The sequence below is a fragment of the Novosphingobium resinovorum genome (assembly GCF_001742225.1).
Lineage (GTDB): Bacteria > Pseudomonadota > Alphaproteobacteria > Sphingomonadales > Sphingomonadaceae > Novosphingobium > Novosphingobium resinovorum_A.
On record NZ_CP017075.1, the window covers coordinates 140,337 to 157,800 of the forward strand.

The window sequence follows — 17,464 nt, forward strand, 5'->3', positions numbered from 1 at the left end:
GTCAGGTGCGCTTCAGTCGCCCGCCGCTCAGCGTCCCCGCCAGACCCGGCGCCACCATGAGCAACCCCTTGGCGATGGCCACCACCGCGCCGAGGATCAGGAACGGCTGGCCGATCAGGTAGACCGGATAGAGCGGCGAGCCGAGCTTTCCGGTCAGCTTGCCGACGACCGGCCCCAGCAGCCAGATCAGGATCAGGTGCGCGCAGAAATAGAAGAACATGTACGGTTCGATCCGGCGCAGTAGCGGCGCGGCGCGAGTGGCGACGAGGCGCCATGCCAGCCACCACACCGCCAGCGATGCGGCAACGCGCGCGGCCAGGTCCACCGCCGCCGTCGAGGCATCGTCGAACGGCCGGGCATCGCCGATCGAGACGTAGAGATGCAGCGGCATCAGCACCACGAAGGGCGCGAGCGCGACGACGGCTGGCCATGCGGCCACGCGCTCGGCGAGGTTGGCACGGCGGGCGATGATGCCGATGGTGAAGAACATCAGGATCGAGGCGCGCAGGATCACCGGAGGGCCGATGCCCAGTACGTGGCAGATTCCCGCCGCCAGCGCGAGCAGAGCCAGCGCCTTCGACGGCAACCGCACCAGCAGCGGGGCCAGCACCATGCACAGGAACAGGTCGCGCAGGAACGGCATCTGCACGTTGATGTCGGGCGGGCGGGTGACGATGAACAGTTCCTCGACCAGCCAGCGCACCGATTGCGGCATAGGCGCGGCGAGCCCGAACTGCCATGCCGCGCCCGATACCAGCAGCACCGCCAGCGCGTTCCACAGCACCATCGGCAGCAGGATCGTGCGCGCCTTGCGGGCGACGTGCGGTCCCCAGTGACGGGTGCGCGAGGAGCCCGCGACCAGCCAGCCGGAGATCAGTCCCAGCAGCGGCACCGCGCTGCGGCCGAACCCTTCCATCAGGACCCAGCGCAAGGTCTCCTGCGGAGTCCCGCGCGCCAGATCGAGTTCGTAGCCGGAGAGTCCCGTCCAGGCGTGGACGTAGACGATGCCCGCGATGCAGATGACGCGCGCGATGCGGATCGCATCGGAGCGCCGGCTTTGCATGTCGCTCTTCGGTTCAGCCAAGCCGTGTCCCGCCCATTATCATCCGTGCTCCGTATGTGCTTTTGTCATCATAAAGCCTGCGAGGCGCAGTGGTTGCCTCGCGGAGACGATGCCAAGCCTATGCGTCACGCCGCGCGGGCGGCGGGACGAGCGGAGAGGGGCAGGGAAAAGGCTTTCAGAACAGCGCTTCGTCGAGCGCCATGACCGTGGCGGGACCGGCGACGATGCGGGCCGCGTGCAGACCTGCGCGGGGCAGCACGTAGCTCGCGTAGTAGGCGGCGAGGGCGGCGTAGGTGTCGCGGCTGTGCGCATCCTCCAGCGCCGGGGCGGCGGCGAGGATGCGGACCCACATCCAGCCCAGCGACACCAGCGCGAAGAGGTTGAGGTACTCCGTGGCCGCCGCGCCGAGGGCATCGGCATCGCCCGATGCGGCCGCGATGGTGGCGCTGGCTTCTTCCAGCATGGCGAGGGCGGCGCGCATCTGCACGGCGAGGTCGCCTGAGTCGCTTTTGTCGATGTCGGCCGCGATTCCGTCGAGGTAGGCGCGCAAGGGGGCGCCGCCGTTCAGCGTGACCTTGCGCGAGACGAGGTCCATGGCCTGGACGCCGTTGGTGCCCTCGTAGATCTGGGTGATGCGTGCGTCGCGGACGAACTGCTCCATCCCGGCTTCGTGGATGTAGCCGTGGCCGCCGAAGACCTGCTGCGCCAGCACCGTCGTCTCGAAGCCGAAGTCGGTGAAGGCGGCCTTCACCACCGGCGTCAGCAGGGCGACGTCTGCGGAGGCCGCATCGCGCGTCGCGGCGTCCGGGTGGCGGTCGGCGCTGTCCATGCGGATCGCGGTCCATGCGGCGAGGGCACGCGCGGGCTCGACGAAGGCGCGGCAGGCGAGCAGCATCTTGCGCACGTCGGCATGGGCGATGATCGGCACGGGGCCGGGGCGGCCGTCAGCGGCGCGGCCTTGCAGGCGCTCGCGGGCATAGGCGACCGCGTTCTGCGTCGCCGCATCGGCAAGGCCGAGCCCCTGGATGCCAACGAACAGGCGTTCGGCATTCATCATCGTAAACATCGCGTTGAGCCCGCGCCCAGCCTCGCCGACCAGCCAGCCGGTCGCGCCGTCGTAGTTCATGACGCAAGTGGGCTGGGCATGGATGCCCATCTTGTGCTCGAGCGCGCCGACCGACATCGCATTGCGTTCGTCGAAGGCGCCGCTGGCTCCGGGCAGGAACTTGGGGACGAGCAGCAGGCTGATCCCCTTCACTCCGGCCGGAGCATCGGGCAGGCGGGCGAGGACGAGGTGGACGATGTTGTTGCCGAAATCCTGGTCGCCCGAGGATATGAAGATCTTGGTCCCGGTCACCGCATAGCTGCCGTCGCCGCGTGGCTCGGCGCGGGTGCGCAGCAGGCCGAGGTCGGTGCCCGCCGAAGCCTCGGTCAGCGCCATCGCCCCGCACCACTCGCCGGTAACGAGCTTGCCGAGGTACGTGGCCTTGAGTTCGTCCGAGCCGTGTGCGGCAAGCGCTTCCGCCGCGCCCCGGGTAAGGCCGGGGAACAGGCCGAAGGACAAGTTGGCGGCGGACACCATCTCGTCGAGCATGATCTGCACTGTGCGCGGCAGGCCCTGTCCGCCGAACTCGGGATCGCCTGCGAGGCCGGGCCAGCCCGCCTCGACGAATTCCGCATAAGCCTCCGCGAAGCCCGGTGCGGTCACGACATTGCCATCGACGAGCTTCGTGCCCGCCGCGTCACCCGGCAGGTTCAGCGGGGCTAGGCGTTCGGTGCACATGCGGCCTGCCATCGTCAGCACTTCGCCTGCCAGTTCGCTCGTCACTTCCTCCAGTCCCGGCAGCGCGGCCATCTGCGCGTCGAAATCGAGCACGTGCTCCAGCAGGAAACGCATCGTCGCGACGGGGGGCTGGTAGGTCGAGGGCATGATCGTCTCCACGGTGGTCCTTGCGCGCTTGCGCGGCTTTGGGTGTCAATGTACCAAACGATCGTTACAATCAAGGTGGTGGCGCAGTGACCCTTGAATTCCCTTGCCGATCGGTCGGCCGCGCGCCAACGCAGGCCGAATGAACGCACGCCATCCCGACAAGTCGAACCCGTCGCGCGAGGACGAGGTCGTGGCCGCCGCCGCCGCCCTCTTCGCCGAGCGGGGCTATGCCGCGACCAGCATCCGCGACATCGGCGAGCGGGTGGGCCTGCTGGGCGGCTCGCTCTACCACTACATCAAGAGCAAGGACGCGCTTTTCGTGCGCATCCACGATGCGGCGCTGCAGGCGGCGGAAGACCGCATCCGCGCGGCGATCGAAGGGGTGGAGGAGCCCGCTGCGCGGCTGGCCAGGGCGTGCCGGGTGCTGCTGGCGATCCAGCTCGACCCGGCCTCCCTGACGATGCCGCTGATGAACGACTTTCGCGCGGTGCCAGACTCCGTGCGCGTGCAACTGGTCGCGCGGCGCGATGCGTTCGAGCTACTGTTCGCGGACCTCGTCAATGCCCTGCCGCCGCAGCCGGGGCGCGACCCGGCGATCTATCGCATCCTGCTGCTCGCCACGCTCAATTCGGCGAGCGAGTGGTATCGGCCGGGGCGCCTCACCCTCGATGAAGTCGCCGACCAGATCCTCGGGGTCTACGCGGTCGGTTCCTGAGTAGGGACGGCGCGGCAGAGTCCTTCCTGCGCCACGCTGGCGACCAGCGTTCCCGCCCGGTCGTAAAGCGCGCCGCGCGCAAAGCCCCTCGCGTGACCGGCCCAGGGGCTGTCCATCGCATAGAGCAGCCAGTCGTCCACCGGCGGAGTGGAATGGAACCACACCGCATGGTCGAGGCTGGCGACCTGCATGCCGGGCGAGAAAATGGCCTTCGAATGGGGCAGGATCGCCGTGGAAACGAGTGCGAAGTCGCTGGCGTAAGTCAGCACGACGCGCCTGAGCACTTCGTCGCTGTCGATCGGCGCGGCCAGCTTGAACCACAGGAACTGGTGAGGGGTATCCGAGCCCTGCACGGCAGGCGGGCCGGGCCGGATCTCGAACGCGGCGAGGCGGTCGAGCATGGCCTGCGGGAATTTCTGGCCCGTCGCCGCGAGTGCCGTGACGAGGTCCGGGCACTGCTCGGGCGAGGGCACTTGCGTCATGGCGGCGGCGTGGGCGAAGCCGTCCTCGCGCCGATGGAACGAGGCCGCCAGGTTGAGGATCGGCTTGCCGCCCTGCATCGCCACGACGCGCCGGTTGGCGAAGCTGCCGCCGTCGAAGTCGCGCAGCACGCGGTAGATGATCGGCCGCGTCGTGTCCCCGGCACGCAGGAAATAGGCGTGGAGCGAATGGGCCTGCCGATCGCTGCCCGCCAGATCGCGTGCGGCGGCCGCCAGCGCCTGCGCCACGACGAGGCCGCCGAACACGCGGCCGGGCCGTTCCTCCGAGGCGCCGCCGCGGAACAGGTCGGTGTCGATCTCCTCGACTTCGAGGAGGGCGCGCAGTTCGGCGACGGCAGCAGCAGGGTCAATCATCGACGGGCCTTAGCGGCGAGCCCTCGAGCCACGCAAGGGCCTGCCGCTCGATCGAGAGCAGTTCCTCCAGTGTCTGGTCGATCGCCCGCTTCTGCTTGCGCAAGTCGGCGATACGCTCGCCGACCTTGGACTTGAGGGCGCGGACCTGTTCGTGATGCTCGGGATCGACGTCGTAGAGATCGAGGAACTCCTTGATCTCCCGGATCGAGAAACCGAGCCGCTTGCCGCGCAGGATCAGTTGCATCCGCCCGACCTCGCGCCGCGAATAGATGCGGGTGGTGCCGACCCTCTGCGGCGCGATCAGGCCCTTGTCCTCATAGAAGCGCAAGGTGCGCATCGTCACGCCGAGCAGGGTTGCGGCTTCCTGGATGCCCAGAAGTTGCGGCGGTTCGGGAGCGGGCGCGGCGCTCAAGCTGTGGTTCCGCCCGAGCCTTGGCCAGAGTTTTGGCCCTCACGCTTGGCAGCTTCTTCCGCGACGAGGTCTTTTTTGGACAGCTTGCCTACCATGGTCTTGGGGAGCGAATCCCGGAACTCGATCGAGGCGGGCATCTCGATCTTGTTCAGCCGTTCACGCAGGAAGTCCAGCAATGTCTCCTGATCCAGGATGTCCCCCCCGTGCAGCACTACGAATGCCTTGGGAGCCTGCCCGCGATAGGCATCGGGGATGCCGATCACGACCGCCTCGGCGACCATCGGATGCTCGTAAAGCGCTTCCTCGATGATGCGCGGATAGACATTATAGCCCCCGCAGAGGATCACGTCCTTGATCCGGTCGACGAGGAACAGATAGCCGTCCTCATCCAGATAGCCGATGTCGCCGGTGCGCAGGGCACCGTAGATGAAGGTCTTCTCGGTGTCCTCGGGACGGCCCCAGTAGCCCTGCATGATCTGCGGGCCGCGCGCGCAGACTTCGCCCTTTTCGCCGGGCGCGCAAAGGCGGGTGGGGTCGGAGGGATCGCGGATTTCCAGCGCGGTGCCGGGGAAGGCGGGGCCGCAGGCGTTGTCCTTGACCAGCCCTTCCAGCGGGTTGCAGGCGATGATCGGGCTGGCTTCGGAGAGGCCGTAGCCCTCGACGACGTTCACCCCGGTCTTCTCCTCGAACTCGCGGCGAACCTCCAGCGGCAGCGGCGCGCCGCCGGAGATGCAGACGCGCACGTTGTCGAACTCGCCGTGAAGCTGTTGGTGGTTGAGCGCGGTGTAGAGCGTGGGCACCCCGAAGAACTGCGTCGGCTTCGTGCGCTTGGCGGTGGCGAGGAAGGACTTCATCTCGAAGCGGGGCAGCAGGATCATCTCCGCCGCCGTGTCGACCGAGTAGTTCAGCACCGTCGTCAGCGCGAAGACGTGGAACAGGGGCAAGACACCCAGCGTGCGCTCCTGATGCTCGGGCATGTGGCCGACATGCGCGATCATCTGCGCCGAGTTGGCGGCCAGGTTCGCGTGGCTGAGCATCGCGCCCTTGGGCACACCGGTGGTGCCGCCAGTGTACTGCAGCACCGCGAGGTCGTTGGGATGGCGTTCGACCGGGTCCGGCTCTGCATCGCGGGCGATCAGGTTGGCCCAGCGCGCATAGCGCAAGTCGTGCGGCTCATGCGCGATGTCGTGGCGCTTGAAGAGCAGGAAGGCGCGGCGCTTGATCGCGGGCAGGGCGTCGGCGAAGGGGCAGACGACCACGCGCTTGAGGCAGGTCTTGCCCACCAGCGGCTCCAGCTTGGGCAGGCAGAGCGCGAGGTCGGTGGCGATCATCACCTCGCAGCCGGAGTCGGTGACCTGATGCGCCATCTCGCGCTCGGTGTAGAGCGGGTTGAAGTTCACCACGACCGCACCGATCCGCAGCACCGCGAAGTAAGCGACCACGTAATAAGGCGTATTGGGCAGGCACAGGCCGACACGGGTGCCCTTGGTGACACCAAGGTCCTGCAGGCCGCGGGCGGCACGCTTCGCAAGCGCGCCGATTTCCGAATATGTCCACTTGCGGCCCATGAAATCGACCGCCGGCCATGGCCCGTGGGCATCCACGGCATGGTCGAGCAGGTCGGTCAGAAGACGCGGCGCGATCGGCGGCATCTCGTCCGTCGTTGAGGAGGCAGTGGCGGGAGCGACCCCGCCGATCGTCGCCGCGTCGATCATTAGAAGTGCATCCTTGCGCCAAGGGAGAATACGAGAGCGGAAGCGTCCTTCAACTCGCCGTTGGTGATCACCGGGGTCTGCACCGCCGTGCCTGCGTAGGCAGCGGTGATGCGGTCGATCGGCGCATCCTTGAAGGTGATGTACGAGGCCGCCGCGTCGATGGTGAAGGCCGGGCTCGGCGAATAGCTGGTGCCTGCCGAGAAGTTCCAGCGGTTGCTGTCCGGCACGCGCGCGTCGCGGTTGCCGTCCTGCGTCGGGGTGATGCCGCGCTGGAAGCCGGTGCGCAGGACCCACTGCGGGTTGACCTGATAATCGGCGCCGATCGCCCAGGTCCAGCTGTTGCGGTAGTTCTCGGGGATCGACTGGTTGATCGGCGCGCCGATGTCGATGGTGTCGAACTCGCTCCAGCCCATGCGCACGACCTGCGCGTTGAGGGTCAGGCTCTTGCTCATCTGCGCGCGGGCGCTGCCGATGAACATCCACGGCGTGCTGAACGAAGCCTTGGCGTCGATCGTGCCGTTCTGCGCTGCGAGCGGACCGGCCAGCCCTTCGAGCGTCACCGTGCCATCCAGCTTGTGCTTGATCGAGGACTTGTAGGCAAAGCCCAGCGAGACCGGGCCGTCATGGTACTGCACACCGGCCGACCAGCCCACATCCCAGCCGTTGCCCTTGAGCGTCTGGTGCCCGTCCGCGAGCAGCGGCGACAGGTTGGGGAGGTAGTTGCCCAGCGTCGCATCGACGTACTCGATGTTCGCCGCGCCGCCGATGTAGAGGCCCTTGGCCAGTTCCACCGCGATCGAGGGCTGGATGTCGTAAGTGCGCAGCTTGGTCTTGTCGGCGCTGTAGCGCGCCCAGCTGTCGGCGTCGTAGTCGGTGGTGAACGAATAGGGTGCCGTCAGCGACAGGCCCACCGCCACGCGGCCGAACCCATAGGCGATCGCTCCCGAAGGCAGGTAGCCGTTATCGATCGGGTTCTTCGCCACCGGATTGCCGCCGACCGAGGCCGGGGCCTGCAGCGGGCGCACGATCACGGTGCCGTTGTCCACGACCTTGCCGCGCGGCAGGATCGCGCTGGCGCGCACGGATGCCTCGCCGCCCTGCATGCCCGCGATCGAAGCCGGGTTCCACCAGAGGGAATCGACGCCGGTATCAGCCGCCTCGCCCGAGAAGGCGCGGCCCTGTCCGCGGACGGACTGCTCCTGAAGGTAGAACGCCTGCGCGCTCGCCGATCCGCTCCACGCGAAGGCGACGACGCTGGCCGCGCTCGCAAGGAAGATGCGGTTGTACTTGGTATGCATTCGGTACTCTCCCTAGGTAATTGCTTTTTGGCAGCTACTTAACTGCCGCGCGGCCTACTTGATCCGCGTCCATGTCTGGGTTTTGCATAGCGGCCAGACGATGCAGCCCTTGAGCTTGAGGGTGTCCGCGCCCGCCGGGGTGATCGTGGCCTTGTAGGTGCCGCCGTCTTCCGGGTTGTAGATCGTCCCGCCCGACCAGGCGTTGCCGTCCTGCTTGAAGCCGCCGAGGATCTGCAGTCCCTTGAGGCGGCGGTCGCGCTTGGACGCGTCCTTGTTGTTGATGTCCTTGAGTTCCGGGTTCTTCAGGATGTTCTCGGAAGACACCAGCTTGCCGCAGATCGAACCGCCGCAGCGTTCGATCTCGACCACGCCGTGCTTGGCAGGCGTACGCCACGAGCCGGCCAGCGCGCCCGGATCCGCCGCCAGCACCGGCGATGCGGCGACGATCGCAGCGCTGGAACCCAACGCCAGCGTTGTAAGTTTAAGGAAGTGCATTTGCGACCTCTCCATCTCTCTCGCCCGGATTTCTCTGCTGGAACCGTGCCCCTGACTTCGCAGGTGACGACCGATCCCGACCGGATGGACTCGGCATATCCCAAAATTTGCTTGACGTATAGGGAAAGATTCGCACCTTAAGGGAAGACGTTCGGGAGAACGAGGATCGCTATGGATTCGGCACTCAAGCCGGCCGGGTCCGCCCATGGAGAGGAATGCATGCAAAGCGTCGTGATCGCGGGCTACGCCCGTTCGCCGTTTCACCTGGCCAACAAGGGCGCACTCGCCCGCGTCCGCCCCGACGACCTCGCCGCGCAGGTGATCCGGGGGCTGATTTCCAAGACCGGCGTGGAGCCCGCCGATATCGAGGACATCATCGTCGGCTGCGCTTTTCCCGAGGGAGAGCAGGGGCTTAACGTCGCGCGCCTGATCGGCCAGATTGCGGGACTGCCGCAGTCGGTCGGCGGGATGACGGTGAACCGTTTCTGCGGCTCCTCGATGAGCGCGATTCACATCGCCATGGGCCAGATCGCCGTAGGGGCTGGCGAGGTATTCATCTGCGCCGGTATCGAATCGATGAGCCGGGTGCCGATGAGCGGCTTCAACCCGCTGCCGAACCCGGCGCTGGCTAAGTCGACCGCCGCTTATATCGGCATGGGCGAGACGGCCGAAAACGTCGCCACCCAGTATCAGATTTCGCGCGGCGAACAGGAAGCGCTCGCCGTCGAGAGCCAGAAGAAGGCCGCCGCCGCGCGCGAAGCAGGCAAGCTGGCCGATGAGATCGTGCCCATCGAAACCAAGGGTGGCACCGTCAGCGAAGACGGTACGATCCGCCCCGAAACCACCGCCGAAGCCCTTGCTGGCCTGAAGCCCGCGTTCGATGCCAACGGTTCGGTGACGGCGGGCACCTCCTCCCCGCTGACCGACGGCGCCAGCGCGGTGCTGGTGACCACCGAGGAATACGCGCGTGCTCACGGACTGCCGATCCTCGCCCGCATCAAGTCGGTCGCGATCTCCGGCTGCGCGCCCGAGACTATGGGCCTCGGCCCGATCCTCTCGAGCCAGAAGGCGCTGGAGCGCGCGGGGATTTCCGCCAGCGACCTCGACGTCGTGGAACTCAACGAAGCCTTTGCGTCCCAGGCACTTGCCTGCATCAAGGACCTGAACCTCGACACCGCCAAGGTGAACATCGACGGCGGCGCGATCGCCATCGGCCACCCGCTTGGCGCGACCGGTGCGCGCATCGTCGGCAAGGCGGCATCGCTGCTCAAGCGCGAGGGCGGCAAGTACGCGCTCGCCAGCCAGTGCATCGGCGGCGGTCAGGGCATCGCCACCGTTCTGGAGGCCGTGGAATGAGCCAGCCGATCAAGAAAGTCTGCGTCATCGGCGCGGGCACCATGGGTGCCGGGATCGCCGCGCAGGTCGCGAATGCGGGCGTGCCGGTGCTGCTGCTCGACATCGTGCCCAAGGAAAGCGGCAACCGCAATGCCGTGGCCGAAGGCGCGGTGGCGAAGATGCTCAAGACCGAGCCCGCGCCTTTCATGAGCAAGGCTGCCGCGAAGCTCGTCGAGACCGGCAACATCGAGGATCACCTTGAAAAGATTGCCGAATGCGACTGGGTGATCGAGGCCGTCATCGAACGCCTCGACATCAAGCAGGGCCTTTATGCCAAACTGGAGGCGGTGAAGCGCGAGGGGACGGCGGTGTCGTCCAACACCTCGACGATCCCGCTGGCGCAGCTGGTCGATGGCCGTTCCGAGGCGTTCAGGCGCGACTTCCTCATCACCCACTTCTTCAACCCGCCGCGCTACATGCGGCTGCTGGAGATCGTCACCGGGCCGGATACCGATGCCGGTGTCGCCGCTAAGGTCGAGCAATTCGCTGACGTGGCGATGGGCAAGACGGTGGTGAAGGCCAAGGACACGCCGGGATTTATTGCCAATCGCATAGGCACTTACTGGATCCAGCTGGGCCTCAACGCGGCCTTCGATCAGGGCTTGAGCGTCGAACTGGCCGATGCCGTTGCGGGTAAGCCCATGGGCGTGCCCAAGACCGGGATCTTCGGCCTCGTCGATCTCGTCGGCATCGATCTGATGCCGCATCTGCAGGCCAGCCTGACCTCGACGCTGCCCAAGGACGACCCCTACCACGCCATCGCGCGCAGCCATCCGCTTATCGAAAAGATGATCGCCGACGGCTATATCGGACGCAAGGGCAAGGGTGGATTCTACAGACTTAACAAGGAGATGAGCCGCCGTAAGGAGGCCATCGACCTTGCTACCGGCGAGTACCGCGAGACCATCCGCGCTGCCGGTCCCTCGGGCAAGGCGGCCCGCGGCGACCTTCGTGCGCTGGTCGAGACCAAGGGGCCGATCGGCGAATACGCCTGGGCGGTTTTGGGCGGGACGCTGGCTTATGCGGCTTCGCTGATTCCGTCGGCGGCGGACGATGTGGTGGCGATCGACGATGCGATGAAGCTCGGCTACAACTGGAAGGCCGGGCCGTTCGAGATGATCGACAAGCTGGGCGCCGCCTGGCTGGCGCAGCGCCTTGAATCCGAAGGAAAACCTGTCCCTGAAATCCTCAAGGTGGCGGGCGACAGGCCGTTCTATCGCATCGAAAACGGGGTGCGACAGGCACTGGCACTCAACGGCACCTACGGGGACATTAAACGCCCCCAAGGCGTCCTCAGCCTCGCCGACGTGAAGCTGGCAGGCAAACCGCTGCTTAAGAATGCGTCCGCCGCGCTGTGGGACATCGGCGACGGTGTCACCGCCCTCGAATTCACCGGCAAGATGAACGCGCTCGACGGCGAGGTCATGAAGCTGATCGTCGAGGCGATCCCGCTGGTGGCATCGAAGTACAAGGCTCTGGTCGTCTACACCGACGCCGACAACTTCTCGGCGGGCGCCAACCTCGGCCTCGCGATCTTCGCGGTGAACATCGCCGCGTGGAGCGAGATCGAGAAGCTCGTCGCCGGTGGGCAGATGGCGTACAAGGGCCTGAAGTACGCGCCGTTCCCCGTGGTCGGCGCGCCGGCGGGCATGGCGCTGGGCGGCGGGTGCGAGATTTTGCTCCATTGCGATGCGATCCAGGCCCATGCCGAGTTGTACATGGGCCTCGTCGAATGCGGTGTCGGCCTTGTCCCGGGCTGGGGCGGCAATGGCGAACTGCTCGACCGCTGGCAGAGCAATCCCATGATGCCGAAGGGCCCGATGCCCGCCGTCGCCAAGGTGTTCGAGACGGTCTCCACCGCCTCGGTGTCGAAGTCTGCGGCGCAGGCGAAGGAGATGCTGTTCCTGCGCGCCGACGACGCGATCACCATGAACCGCGATCGCCTGCTCTACGACGCCAAGCAGAAGGCGTTGTCGCTGGTCGAGGGCTACAAACCGCGCGAGGCCCCGCACTTCCGCCTGCCCGGCGAGAGTGGCCGCACCGCGCTGTCGATGGCGGCCGAGGGCTTCCACAAGCAGGGCAAGGCCACTGACTACGACATGGTCGTCTCCGATGCGCTGGCGACGGTGCTGACCGGCGGCGAGGCCGATCTGGTCGATGTGGTGAGCGAACAGGAACTGCTCAAGCTGGAGCGCGAGGCGTTCATGCGGCTGGTCCGGAGTCCGCGCTCGATCGCCCGGGTGGAGCACATGCTCGAAACCGGCAAGCCGCTGCGCAATTAAGATAACAGGGCGGCCACCGCGCCGCCCGAGGAGAGTGACACATGCAAGTCTATGAGGCGCCCCTGCGCGACATGCGGTTCGTGATCCACGAACTCCATCAGGACGACGGCTTCGGCAATCTGGAGGCGCTGGAGGAATTCAGCCCCGACCTCGTCGATGCCGTGCTCGAAGAGGCGGCGAAGGTGGCGCAGGAAGTTCTGCTGCCGCTCAACCGCTCCGGCGACATCGAGGGCTGCGTGCTGGAAAACGGCGTGGTCCGCACCCCCAAGGGCTTCAAGGAAGCCTACGAAATGTTCCGCGACGGCGGCTGGTGCGCGCTCGCGTCGGACCCCGAGTGGGGTGGGCAGGGCCTTCCCGAAGCGGTGAACAAGATGACCGAGGAGATGATCTGCTCGGCCAACCTCTCGTTCAGCCTCTATCCCGGCCTGACGCACGGCGGCACGACCGCGATCGAGGCTTACGCCAGCGAGGATCTGAAGCAGTTCTACCTGCCGAAGATGGTCTCGGGCGAATGGTCGGGCACGATGTGCCTGACCGAGCCGCACTGCGGCACCGACCTCGGCATGCTGCGCACCAAGGCGGTGCCGCAGGAGGATGGCTCCTACAAGCTGACCGGCGCCAAGATCTTCATCTCGGCGGGCGAGCATGACCTGACGCCCAACATCGTCCACCTCGTCCTCGCGCGCCTGCCCAATGCGCCCGAGGGCGTGAAGGGGATCAGCCTGTTCCTGGTGCCCAAGTATCTGCCCAAGGACGACGGCACCCCGGGTCCGTCGAACGGCGTCTCGGTGGCGGCGATCGAGCACAAGATGGGGCTCAAGGCTTCGGCCACCTGCCAGCTCAACTTCGACGATTCCACCGGCTGGATCGTCGGCAAGCCGGGCAAGGGCATGGAGGCCATGTTCAAGATGATGAACACCGAGCGCGTCTCGGTGGGTGTGCAGGGCCTTGGCGTGGGCGAGGCGGCCTATCAGTCGGCGGTCTACTACGCGAAGGACCGCCTGCAGGGGCGCTCGCTGTCGGGCGTGAAGAACCCGAACGGCCCGGCCGATCCGATCATCGTCCACCCCGACGTGCGCCGCATGCTCATGACGATGCGCGCCTACAACGAAGGCTGCCGCGCGCTGGGCGGCTGGGTCAGCCGCGCGCTCGATGCCGAGAAGCACGCGACCGACCCGGCGGTGAAGCAGAACGCCGAGGACTTCATCGCGCTGATGACCCCGGTGGTGAAGGCGCTGTTCACCGACCTCGGCCACGAGAGCGCCAATCTGGCGGTGCAGGTCTACGGCGGCCACGGCTACATCGCCGAGAGCGGCGTGGAGCAGTACGCCCGCGACGCGCGCATCGCGATGATCTATGAGGGCACTAACGGCATCCAGGCGCTCGATCTGGTGGGCCGCAAGATGCCCGCGCACATGGGGCGCTATCTGCGCAGCTTCTTCCATCCGGTGTCGGCCTTCGTGGAAGCGAACAAGGCGGATGCGCAGTTCGGTCCGATGATCGCCGCGCTGGAGAAGGCGTTCGGTGCGCTGCAGCTTTCCACCGGCACCATCGCGCAGAAGGGCATGAAGGATCCCGAGGAAGCAGGCGCTGCGGCGACTGATTACCTGCGGCTGATGGGGCTAGTGGCGATGGCCTACTGCTTCGCGAAGTCGGCGCTGATCGCGCGGGACAGGCTGGGCGAAGGCAGCGAGGACGCGGGCTTTTACAAGGCGAAGCTGGCGACGGTGCAGTTCTACTTCGACCGCATCCTGCCGCAGGCGACGGCAGCGTTCCTGGCGATCAAGGCGGGCAAGGCCTCGATGATGGCGCTGGAAGACGCGGCGTTCTGATGGGGGAGGGGTGGGGGTTGCCCACCCCCTCGTTCTAAAATCCGTCATCCCCGCGAAGGCGGGGACCCATCTGATGCCGGTGCAACAGGCTCTGTCATCAGTTGGGTTCCCGCCTTCGCGGGAATGACGACGTGTAAACGAGAGTGACCTCTCATTCCCCTCCCGCTTGCGGGAGGGGGCAAGGGTGGGCCTCTATTAAGCAGCTACCGTCTCCGGCCGCATCAGTTCCTCGGCCATGCGATCGGCCACGACCGGCGGCGGCAGGCCGTCGCTGGCGGCGGTATCCAGCAGTTCGCGCATGCGCGGACCAATCGCCATGACCCGGCCGCGCACTTCGCTTTCGCTCTCGCCGAGGTATTCGGCCGCGACGTTGATGATGCCGCCCGCGTTGGCGACATAGTCCGGGGCATAGGCAATGCCGCGCTCCATCAGCAGGTCCGCGACATGCGGCGCGGCAAGCTGGTTGTTGGCCGCACCGCACACGACCTTTGCGTGCAATGCCTCGACCGTCGCGTCATCGAGCGCACCGCCCAGCGCGCAGGGCGCGAAGACTTCGGCCTCCACGGCGGCGATGCCCGCGATCCCCATGATCCGCGCGCCGGTTTCCTCGGCGAGACGCGCGCAGCGCAGCGGGTCGATGTCGGCAACCACCAGCTTCGCGCCCGCGCCGTGGAGCAGCCGCGCCAGCCCCGCGCCGACATTGCCGACGCCGGAGATCGCCACCGTCACGCCCGCAAGGCCGCTTCCGTAGCGGAACTCGACCGCCGCCTTCATCGCCTCGAACACGCCGAGCGCGGTCCAGGGCGAGGGATCGCCGCCGGCAAGGCCCGGCAGCGCGGTGCGGCCCGCGACATGGCGGGTATGGCGCGCCACGCACTCCATGTCGGCGACGCCGGTGCCGACGTCCTCGGCAGTGACGTAGCGGCCATCGAGCTTCTCGACCGCCTCGCCGAATGCCTCGAACAGCGCGCGACGGTCGAAGTCACCGGCGGGGCGGCGTAGCACGGCCTTGCCGCCGCCGAGCGGCAGGTGGGCCATGGCGTTCTTGTAGCTCATGCCCTCGGCCAGTCGGAAGGCGTCGCGCATGGCGGCTTCGGGGTCGTCGTATGTCCACAGGCGGCAGCCGCCCGCCGCAGGCCCGCGCGCGGTGGAGTGGATGGCGATGATGCCGTCAAGACCGGCGGCTTCGTCGGACAGGCGGACATATTCGATCGGCGGCATCATGCGCCGGGTCTGGGCAACCATCGTCAAGGCTCCATGCGGGAGTGGTGTTAGCCCCTGCATTATGCCGCTGCAGGCGAGAGCGTTCTGACCTCATTTGGAGTGATTTACGGAAAATTCGACGCGACGAAGTCGGGTGTGCCGTGATATTCGGTGAAAATGACCGAGCTTGATCCATATGAGCGAAAAATTCTCCGCGAACTGCAGCGCGACGCGAATCAGACCACGGCGCAGATCGCCGAGCGGGTGGGGCTGTCCCCCTCGCCCTGCTGGCGGCGGATCGACCGGCTGGAGCGCGAGGGCTTCATCCAGCGCCGCGTGGCGATCGTCGATCGGCACAAGGTCGGCCTCAACGCGCATGTCTTCGTGCAGGTGAAGCTGAACGCCCACGGCCGCGCCAACCTCGACGAATTCGCCGCCAAGATCCGCGAATATCCGGAGGTTCTGGACTGCTACGTGCTGCTGGGCTCGGTCGATTTCATGATCCGGGTGGTCGCCGAGGACATCAGCGCCTATGAGCGCTTCTTCTTCGAGAAGCTGTCCCAGCTTCCCGGCGTTCAGGAAATTACCTCGACGGTCGCGCTGTCGGAGATCAAGGCGACGACGGCGTTGCCGATCTGATGGGGCTTCGACAAATTGTGCCTGACCCTTCGACAGGCTCAGGGTGAGCGGGGGTAGTGTAAATTCCCAATTCCGCTCAGGCTGAGCTTGGCGAAGCCCCCTCGGTACAACCTGCCAGCGGTTCTGGATGATGAAAGGTTTTGGATGTCGCACCCCCTCACGATCGAACCCACCCCCGAAGCGCCGCAACTGACGGACAGGATGCGCCTCAAGGCCATCGTCGCGGGCTCTGCGGGCAATCTGATCGAGTGGTACGACTTCTACGTCTACGCCTTCACCGCGCTCTATTTCTCCTCCGAGTTCTTCCCCAAGAGCGACGCGCTGGTGCAGGTCATGGCGACCAGCGGCATCTTCGCGGTGGGCTTCCTGATGCGGCCGATCGGGGGATGGTTCTTCGGGCGCTATGCCGACCGGCACGGGCGCCAGAAGGCGATGGTCGTCTCGGTGCTGATGATGGGTGCGGGGGCGCTGCTGATCGCGTCGCTTCCGACATACGCGACGATCGGCGTCGCGGCTCCGGCGCTGCTGCTGCTGGGACGCATGCTGCAGGGCTTCTCGACCGGCGGGCAGTACGGCACGGCGGCTACGTATCTCTCCGAGATCGCCGGGCCGAAGCGACGCGGGTTCTGGTCCTCGTTCCAGTACGTCACGCTGATCGGCGGGCAGCTGACCGCGACGCTGGTGATCCTGCTGCTTCAGCAGCTCCTGGGCGATGCCGGGATGAAGGCGTGGGGCTGGCGCATCGGCTTCCTGATCGGTGCCGTCGCCGCCGGGTGCATCGTGCTGTTGCGCGATCACATGCACGAGACCGCAGACGCCAGGGACCGTGAAGGCGCCGAGGCTGGAAGCCTAGCGGAACTATTCCGCCACTCGACCCGCGCCTTCCTGATCGTTGCGGCGCTGACGGCGGGCGGCAGCCTGATGTTCTATTCCTTCACCACCTATATGCAGAAGTTCCTCGTCCTGACCGTCGGCATGGCCAAGGAGACGGCGACGCTGATGATGACGGCGGTGCTGATCGTGTTCATGATCCAGCAGCCGCTGATGGGCCTGCTCTCCGACCGGATCGGGCGGCGCAACAACATCGTCGCCTTCGCCGCGCTGGGCGTGGTGTTCACGGTGCCGCTGTTCAGCGCGCTGGCGGTGACGAAAAGCCCCGTCACCGCGTTCCTGCTGATCGCGGCGGGGCTGACGATCTGCAGTTTCTACACCTCCGTCAGCGGGCTGTTCAAGGCGGAGCTGTTCCCCGTCCATGTCCGCGCGCTGGGCGTGGGCCTTGCCTATGGTGTGGCCAACGCGCTGTTCGGCGGCACAGCGGAGAACGTGGCCTTCGCCTTCAAGCAGATCGGCATGGAGCACGGCTTCTACTGGTACGTCACTGCGTTCTGCGTGGTGTCGCTGGTGGCGGCGCTGATGCTGCCCGACACCCGCCGCGAAAATCCGCTGGACCGCGTGGCCACGGCCTAGAGCCTGCATCGTCATTGCGAGCGCAGCGAAGCAATCGAGGGCAGTCTTGCGCCGCTCTGGATTGCTTCGCTGCGCTCGCAATGACGAGAAGAGATGTAATCCAACATCGACATGCGGGACGGTACTATATCCTGCTGTGTATAGTTATGCTGTGCACAGTGATG

General features: G+C 66.5%; 14 protein-coding genes. 6 read left to right on the forward strand and 8 right to left on the reverse strand.

Annotation, left to right across the window (positions count from 1 at the left end):
• Nucleotide 1: 1 nt before the first annotated feature.
• Nucleotides 2-1,063 (reverse strand): acyltransferase family protein, encoded by a 1,062-nt coding sequence (locus tag BES08_RS00505; RefSeq protein ID WP_069707395.1) that lies wholly within the window; start codon nt 1,061-1,063, stop codon nt 2-4.
• Nucleotides 1,064-1,238: 175 nt separating this feature from the next.
• Complete coding sequence (locus BES08_RS00510) at nt 1,239-2,993, reverse strand: acyl-CoA dehydrogenase (protein ID WP_069709096.1); 1,755 nt, start codon at nt 2,991-2,993, stop codon at nt 1,239-1,241.
• Nucleotides 2,994-3,132: 139 nt separating this feature from the next.
• Here BES08_RS00510 and BES08_RS00515 point away from each other — a divergent pair, with 139 nt between their 5' ends.
• The gene (locus BES08_RS00515; protein ID WP_069707396.1) at nt 3,133-3,708 is read left to right on the forward strand and encodes a TetR/AcrR family transcriptional regulator; all 576 of its coding nucleotides are present in this window, start codon (nt 3,133-3,135) and stop codon (nt 3,706-3,708) included.
• Here the strand turns inward: BES08_RS00515 and BES08_RS00520 are convergent.
• Genes BES08_RS00520 through BES08_RS00540 form a run of 5 tightly spaced genes read right to left on the reverse strand, consistent with a single transcriptional unit; the run spans nt 3,690 to nt 8,482 of the window.
• Complete coding sequence (locus BES08_RS00520) at nt 3,690-4,562, reverse strand: acyl-CoA thioesterase (protein WP_069707397.1); 873 nt, start codon at nt 4,560-4,562, stop codon at nt 3,690-3,692. The two genes, BES08_RS00515 and BES08_RS00520, sit on opposite strands and share 19 nt — an antisense overlap.
• Entirely contained in the window at nt 4,555-4,974 is a 420-nt protein-coding gene (locus BES08_RS00525; RefSeq protein ID WP_008832270.1) for a MerR family transcriptional regulator, read from the reverse strand. Before BES08_RS00525 ends, BES08_RS00520 begins: the two co-directional genes overlap by 8 nt.
• Nucleotides 4,971-6,689: a long-chain-fatty-acid--CoA ligase gene (locus tag BES08_RS00530; RefSeq protein ID WP_008832269.1), complete on the reverse strand. Its 1,719-nt coding sequence runs from the start codon at nt 6,687-6,689 to the stop codon at nt 4,971-4,973. The genes BES08_RS00525 and BES08_RS00530 overlap by 4 nt, the downstream gene beginning before the upstream one ends.
• Nucleotides 6,689-7,987, reverse strand: coding sequence for an OmpP1/FadL family transporter (locus tag BES08_RS00535; protein WP_008832268.1), 1,299 nt, complete (start codon nt 7,985-7,987; stop codon nt 6,689-6,691). Before BES08_RS00535 ends, BES08_RS00530 begins: the two co-directional genes overlap by 1 nt.
• 54 nt (nt 7,988-8,041) lie before the next feature.
• On the reverse strand, nt 8,042-8,482 hold the full coding sequence (locus tag BES08_RS00540; protein WP_036522398.1) for a DUF2147 domain-containing protein: 441 nt from the start codon (nt 8,480-8,482) through the stop codon (nt 8,042-8,044).
• A gap of 219 nt (nt 8,483-8,701) precedes the next feature.
• Between BES08_RS00540 and BES08_RS00545 the strand changes: the two genes are divergently transcribed.
• The 3 genes from BES08_RS00545 to BES08_RS00555 are packed head-to-tail and all read left to right on the forward strand — an operon-like array spanning nt 8,702 to nt 13,991.
• Nucleotides 8,702-9,838: a thiolase family protein gene (locus BES08_RS00545; protein WP_008832266.1), complete on the forward strand. Its 1,137-nt coding sequence runs from the start codon at nt 8,702-8,704 to the stop codon at nt 9,836-9,838.
• Nucleotides 9,835-12,159 (forward strand): 3-hydroxyacyl-CoA dehydrogenase/enoyl-CoA hydratase family protein, encoded by a 2,325-nt coding sequence (locus BES08_RS00550; RefSeq protein WP_069707398.1) that lies wholly within the window; start codon nt 9,835-9,837, stop codon nt 12,157-12,159. The genes BES08_RS00545 and BES08_RS00550 overlap by 4 nt, the downstream gene beginning before the upstream one ends.
• A gap of 41 nt (nt 12,160-12,200) precedes the next feature.
• Complete coding sequence (locus tag BES08_RS00555; protein ID WP_069707399.1) at nt 12,201-13,991, forward strand: acyl-CoA dehydrogenase C-terminal domain-containing protein; 1,791 nt, start codon at nt 12,201-12,203, stop codon at nt 13,989-13,991.
• 195 nt (nt 13,992-14,186) lie between these two features.
• On the opposite strand, the gene BES08_RS00560 is transcribed toward BES08_RS00555, so the two are convergent.
• The gene (locus BES08_RS00560) at nt 14,187-15,236 is read right to left on the reverse strand and encodes a Leu/Phe/Val dehydrogenase (protein WP_008832263.1); all 1,050 of its coding nucleotides are present in this window, start codon (nt 15,234-15,236) and stop codon (nt 14,187-14,189) included.
• A 135-nt stretch (nt 15,237-15,371) separates the two neighbouring features.
• On the opposite strand from BES08_RS00560, the gene BES08_RS00565 reads away from it, so the two are divergent.
• Together BES08_RS00565 and BES08_RS00570 are read left to right on the forward strand one after the other, a co-directional pair.
• A complete protein-coding gene (locus BES08_RS00565; protein WP_036522468.1) occupies nt 15,372-15,833 on the forward strand; it encodes an Lrp/AsnC family transcriptional regulator in 462 nt (153 codons plus the stop codon).
• A 144-nt stretch (nt 15,834-15,977) separates the two neighbouring features.
• A complete protein-coding gene (locus BES08_RS00570; RefSeq protein WP_069707400.1) occupies nt 15,978-17,300 on the forward strand; it encodes an MFS family transporter in 1,323 nt (440 codons plus the stop codon).
• Nucleotides 17,301-17,464 lie beyond the last annotated feature (164 nt).

What these genes read in the sequence shown, in the direction of transcription:
- BES08_RS00510 (WP_069709096.1), bottom strand. Translation starts at nt 2,993, where the DNA reads ATGCCCTCGACCTACCAGCCCCCCGTCGCGACGATGCGTTTCCTGCTG.
- BES08_RS00565 (WP_036522468.1), top strand. Translation starts at nt 15,372, where the DNA reads ATGACCGAGCTTGATCCATATGAGCGAAAAATTCTCCGCGAACTGCAG.
- BES08_RS00540 (WP_036522398.1), bottom strand. Translation starts at nt 8,482, where the DNA reads ATGCACTTCCTTAAACTTACAACGCTGGCGTTGGGTTCCAGCGCTGCG.
- BES08_RS00515 (WP_069707396.1), top strand. Translation starts at nt 3,133, where the DNA reads ATGAACGCACGCCATCCCGACAAGTCGAACCCGTCGCGCGAGGACGAG.
- BES08_RS00520 (WP_069707397.1), bottom strand. Translation starts at nt 4,562, where the DNA reads ATGATTGACCCTGCTGCTGCCGTCGCCGAACTGCGCGCCCTCCTCGAA.
- BES08_RS00560 (WP_008832263.1), bottom strand. Translation starts at nt 15,236, where the DNA reads ATGGTTGCCCAGACCCGGCGCATGATGCCGCCGATCGAATATGTCCGC.
- BES08_RS00570 (WP_069707400.1), top strand. Translation starts at nt 15,978, where the DNA reads ATGTCGCACCCCCTCACGATCGAACCCACCCCCGAAGCGCCGCAACTG.
- BES08_RS00535 (WP_008832268.1), bottom strand. Translation starts at nt 7,987, where the DNA reads ATGCATACCAAGTACAACCGCATCTTCCTTGCGAGCGCGGCCAGCGTC.
- BES08_RS00555 (WP_069707399.1), top strand. Translation starts at nt 12,201, where the DNA reads ATGCAAGTCTATGAGGCGCCCCTGCGCGACATGCGGTTCGTGATCCAC.
- BES08_RS00530 (WP_008832269.1), bottom strand. Translation starts at nt 6,689, where the DNA reads ATGATCGACGCGGCGACGATCGGCGGGGTCGCTCCCGCCACTGCCTCC.
- BES08_RS00545 (WP_008832266.1), top strand. Translation starts at nt 8,702, where the DNA reads ATGCAAAGCGTCGTGATCGCGGGCTACGCCCGTTCGCCGTTTCACCTG.
- BES08_RS00505 (WP_069707395.1), bottom strand. Translation starts at nt 1,063, where the DNA reads ATGCAAAGCCGGCGCTCCGATGCGATCCGCATCGCGCGCGTCATCTGC.
- BES08_RS00550 (WP_069707398.1), top strand. Translation starts at nt 9,835, where the DNA reads ATGAGCCAGCCGATCAAGAAAGTCTGCGTCATCGGCGCGGGCACCATG.